Origin of the sequence: Cupriavidus sp. WS (genome assembly GCF_000395345.1) — a bacterium.
Classification (GTDB): domain Bacteria; phylum Pseudomonadota; class Gammaproteobacteria; order Burkholderiales; family Burkholderiaceae; genus Cupriavidus; species Cupriavidus basilensis_B.
In genome coordinates this window covers 1-3956 of sequence record NZ_AQPL01000333.1, presented here as the reverse complement: position 1 = coordinate 3956, position 3956 = coordinate 1, and the positions used below count along the sequence as shown (strand labels likewise).

Here is a 3956-nt window from a genome sequence, read left to right as displayed (position 1 = left end):
CGCGGCTTGCCGCGCGGCGTCCTGCAGGCCCGCCGCTTCCCACACCCGGATCGTGCCCGAGGCGAGCCGGCCGGCCATGCCGAGGTCGAAGTAAGGCACGGCCAGGCCGAGGTGATGGCGCGACTGCGACACGCCCGCGCTCCAGTCGCGCATGGCGTCGGCCAGCGCCAGCAGCGCCGCCGAGAACGACTGGCGGGTGCGCGCCATCAGCATGCGGCCGCTGAGCACGCCGTCCACGAGGTCGCGCTGCGCGTCCGACAACCGCGCGCGCTCGAAGCTGCCCAGCGTCGGATGGCGCGCGGCGAGCAGGCGCAGGCAATCGGCCAGCCCGGTGGCGCCTTCGTCGTCGATGGCGAGCGCGGGGCAGCGCGGGTCGGCGTCGGAGAGCAGCGGCAGCACTTCGGCCGCGTGGCGCGGCGAGGCCAGTTCATGGACGGTGTGCGCGATGCCGGCGTCCTGCATGAACAGCGCGAGCGTGGCGCAGGCCGGGCATCCTTTCGATACGAAGAGTTGGTACATCGCGAGGACGAGACATCCCGTCCCCCAGGGCAAGGTATTGCCGGGGGAGAAATGCCGTTCGGGGGGAGGTCTGGACAGGCGGACTTTACGGCCGCGCCGCGCGCGCGGAAAGAATCAGATCCGGCGAATATGACCGGATCAGCGCAAGCCGCCGCATCTGCGCGGCGCTCCCGCAATAGTCCCGCGGTATTCCCGCAGTACCTCGCTGTCGCCCCCGGCGCGCGGCTACACCACGATCTCGCGGTGCTGGCGCGGCATGCGCGCGAGCAGGTCGGCCAGCTTCTTCAGCGCCAGCGCCAGGCGCGCGCGCTCCTTGACGCCGCCCAGCGAGATGCGGATCGCGTTGGGCGGGTTGGGCCCGGCGTGGAAGGCGTCGGAGGCGGTCACGCGCAGGTCTTCGGCGTGCGCGGCCTGGGTCAGCTCGCGCGAGGTCCAGTAGCTCGGCAACAGGTGCCACATGTGGATGCCGGCCGAAGGCGGGTGGCCGAGGCTGCCCAGCATGCCGCGCGCGAGCGCCAGGCGCGCGGCGCATTCGGCGCGGATGTCGCCCAGCAGCGCAAGGGCCGTGCCGTCGTGCACCCATTGCGTGGCCAGCGCGGTGGACAGCGGCGTGGACATCAGCGCGAACGAGCGCAGCGCGGCCAGCACCGCGTCCTGGTCGGCGGCCGGCGGCGTGACGAGGTAGGCGGTGCGCAGGCCCGGGCTCAGGCATTTGGACAGCGTGGCGATGTAATAGACGTGCGCGGGCGAGTAGTGCGCCAGCGGCGGCGGCGCGTGCGGCGTCAGCAGCCAGTACGGGTCGTCCTCGATGATGGCGATGCCGCGCTGCTCGGCCACGCGCGCGATGTCGCGGCGGCGCTGCGCCGGCATGGTGCGGGCGTTGGGGTTCTGCGAGGTCGGGTTGAGGTAGGCCACGCGCGCGCCGTGCTCGCGGCAGGCCGCTTCCAGCGCGTCGGGGCGCATGCCTTGGTCGTCCGCGGCGACGCTCGCCACCGCGCGGCCGAGCTGCTCGGCGGCCAGCCGCAGGCCCGGGTAGCACAGCGGCTCGGTGACGATGGTGCCGCCGGGCGGCGTGAGCGCGAGGATCAGCGCGGCCAGCGCGGCCTGCGCGCCGGGACAGGCGACCAGCCGCGCGGGCGCCACCTCGCCCAGCATCGGCGCCAGCCACAGCGCGCCGGCGGCCTTGTCGGGGCTGCTGCCGCCGCCCAGCTGGTAGGTCATCAGCAGGTTGGCGTCGGTGCGCATCAGCACCTGCGACATGCCGCGCCGCAGCAGGTCGTCGAAGTCGAGCCCCTCGGGTGGCGGCGGCACGTTCATGCTGAGGTCCACCATCTGCGCCAGTTCCACCGTGGGCGCGGCGACGAAGGTGCCGAGCGCGCCGCGCGCCTCCACCAGGTGGCGGCGCTTGGCTTCGGCCAGCGCGCGGGTCACGGTGGTGAGGTCCACGCCGAGCAGCTCGGCGAGCTGGCGCTGGGGCGGCAGGCGGTCGCCCGGATTGAGCCCGCCGTCGGCCACGGCCTGCTCCATCGCGGCCACCACCTGCAGGTAGCGCGCGCCCTTGCCGGGGCGGAAATCGGGTAGCCACGCCGGCCGCGCGGCGGTTTCCGTGGCTGGCTCTCGTGGGGTGGATTTTCTAGGCATAAACCCTCGTTGTATGGCTTTTGTCTTACCTTAAGATCCGGCACCGCATCGCATTAAGCCATACATTGAGCCGTTTTGTATGCCCTCCCGCCTTCGTGGCGGCCGTCGCTCGCAGCAAGCCCTCGCCCCATGTATTCCGCGTGCCGTGGCATTCCGTCCCGACAAGTGCATAGGTTATGTGATGCATAACTAAGGTGATTCAGATATGCGCAAATCGACGGCCGGGCCAGCCATGGCGATCCGGCGCCCCCTACATGCCCGGGCAAAGGCGTGGGCCGGCAAGCTGCCGGGCTCCGCGCTGGCCTGCGGAGCCGCAGCGGCGCTGCTGCTCAACGGCTGCTCGATGGAACTCTTCTCCCCGAAGGGCGCCATCGGGCACCAGGAAAAATCGCTCATCGTCATCTCGCTCGCGCTGATGCTGATGGTGGTGATTCCGGTCATCGTCCTCACGCTGTATTTCGCCTGGCGCTACCGCGCTTCCAACACGCGCGCGACCTACGCGCCGAAGTGGGCGCACTCCACCGCCATCGAGGTGGTGGTGTGGACCATCCCGTGCGTGATCGTGATCTTCCTCGGCATCCTGATCTGGGACACCACGCACAAGCTCGACCCGTACCGGCCCATCGAGTCGGCCGCCGAGCCGGTGGAAGTGGAGGTGGTCGCGCTGAACTGGAAATGGCTGTTCATCTATCCGCAGTACGGCGTGGCCTCGCTCAACCAGCTGACGATCCCCGTGGACACGCCGGTCAACTTCCGGATCACGGCCGAGTCGATGATGAACTCCTTCTTCATCCCGCAGCTGGGCAGCCAGGTCTACGCGATGGCGGGCATGCAGACGCGCCTGCACCTGATCGCCGACACGCCGGGCGTGTATCTCGGCCAGTCCGCCGCGTTCAGCGGGCAGGGCTTCTCCGACATGCACTTCAAGACCTTCGCCACCTCGCGCGCTGACTTCGAGCGCTGGATCGCCGAGGCGAAGCAGTCCGCCCGACCGCTCGACGAGAAGGCCTTCCGCATGCTCGAGCGCCCCAGCAGCAAGGACCCGGCCACGCTGTATTCGAGCGTGGCGCCGGCGCTGTTCGCCGGCGTGGTGAACAAGTACATGAAGGGCGGCGACGCGATCTGCCGCGCGAACAGCCCGGTCACGCTGGAGGCCGCCGCCGCGCCCGCCGCCGTGACAGTTGCCACGCCCGCCGCCGCGCCCGCCTCCCGGGACCTTTCGCAAGTCTCGATTCCGCGCTCCGGCGCCACGGCCACGGAGCTATAAGCCATGTTTGGAAAACTCACCCTCGACGCCGTCCCGTACCATGAGCCGATCATCATGGGCACGCTGGCGGTCGTCCTGCTGGGCGGCGCCGCGCTGCTCGGCGCGATCACCTACTTCGGCAAGTGGAAGTACCTGTGGACCGAGTGGTTCACCTCGGTGGACCACAAGAAGATCGGCGTGATGTACATCATCATGGCGCTGGTGATGCTGCTGCGCGGCTTCGCCGACGCCATCATGATGCGCGCGCAGCAGGCCCTGGCCTACGGCGACGCGGCCGGCTACCTGCCGCCGCACCACTACGACCAGATCTTCACCGCGCACGGCGTGATCATGATCTTCTTCGTGGCCACGCCGTTCATCCTCGGCCTGATGAACGTGATCGTGCCGCTGCAGATCGGCGCGCGCGACGTGGCCTACCCGTTCGTCAACTCGCTGAGCTTCTGGCTGGCGGTGGCGGGCGCGGTGCTGGTGATGCTGTCGATGTTCGTCGGCGACTTCGCCGCCACCGGCTGGGTCGCCTACCCGCCGC

4 protein-coding genes are annotated in these 3956 nt (G+C 70.0%); 2 read left to right on the top strand and 2 right to left on the bottom strand.

Features of this window, described 5'->3' with window-relative positions:
* The coding region (locus tag K206_RS39250) for a hypothetical protein (protein WP_043367080.1) at positions 1-519 on the bottom strand (519 nt) is incomplete at its 3' end.
* Between the two features lie 225 nt (positions 520-744).
* The gene (locus K206_RS0125280) at positions 745-2160 is read right to left on the bottom strand and encodes a PLP-dependent aminotransferase family protein (RefSeq protein ID WP_029044067.1); all 1416 of its coding nucleotides are present in this window, start codon (positions 2158-2160) and stop codon (positions 745-747) included.
* A gap of 205 nt (positions 2161-2365) precedes the next feature.
* Here K206_RS0125280 and cyoA point away from each other — a divergent pair, with 205 nt between their 5' ends.
* Both cyoA and K206_RS39245 read left to right on the top strand, forming a co-directional pair.
* Complete coding sequence (gene cyoA / locus K206_RS0125275) at positions 2366-3427, top strand: ubiquinol oxidase subunit II (protein WP_155888215.1); 1062 nt, start codon at positions 2366-2368, stop codon at positions 3425-3427.
* A gap of 3 nt (positions 3428-3430) precedes the next feature.
* On the top strand, positions 3431-3956 hold a 526-nt coding region (locus tag K206_RS39245), incomplete at its 3' end, for a cbb3-type cytochrome c oxidase subunit I (RefSeq protein WP_043367079.1).

Coding starts and splice junctions, on each gene's coding strand:
- K206_RS0125280 (WP_029044067.1), bottom strand. CDS start 2,160: ATGCCTAGAAAATCCACCCCACGAGAGCCAGCCACGGAAACCGCCGCG.
- cyoA (WP_155888215.1), top strand. CDS start 2,366: ATGCGCAAATCGACGGCCGGGCCAGCCATGGCGATCCGGCGCCCCCTA.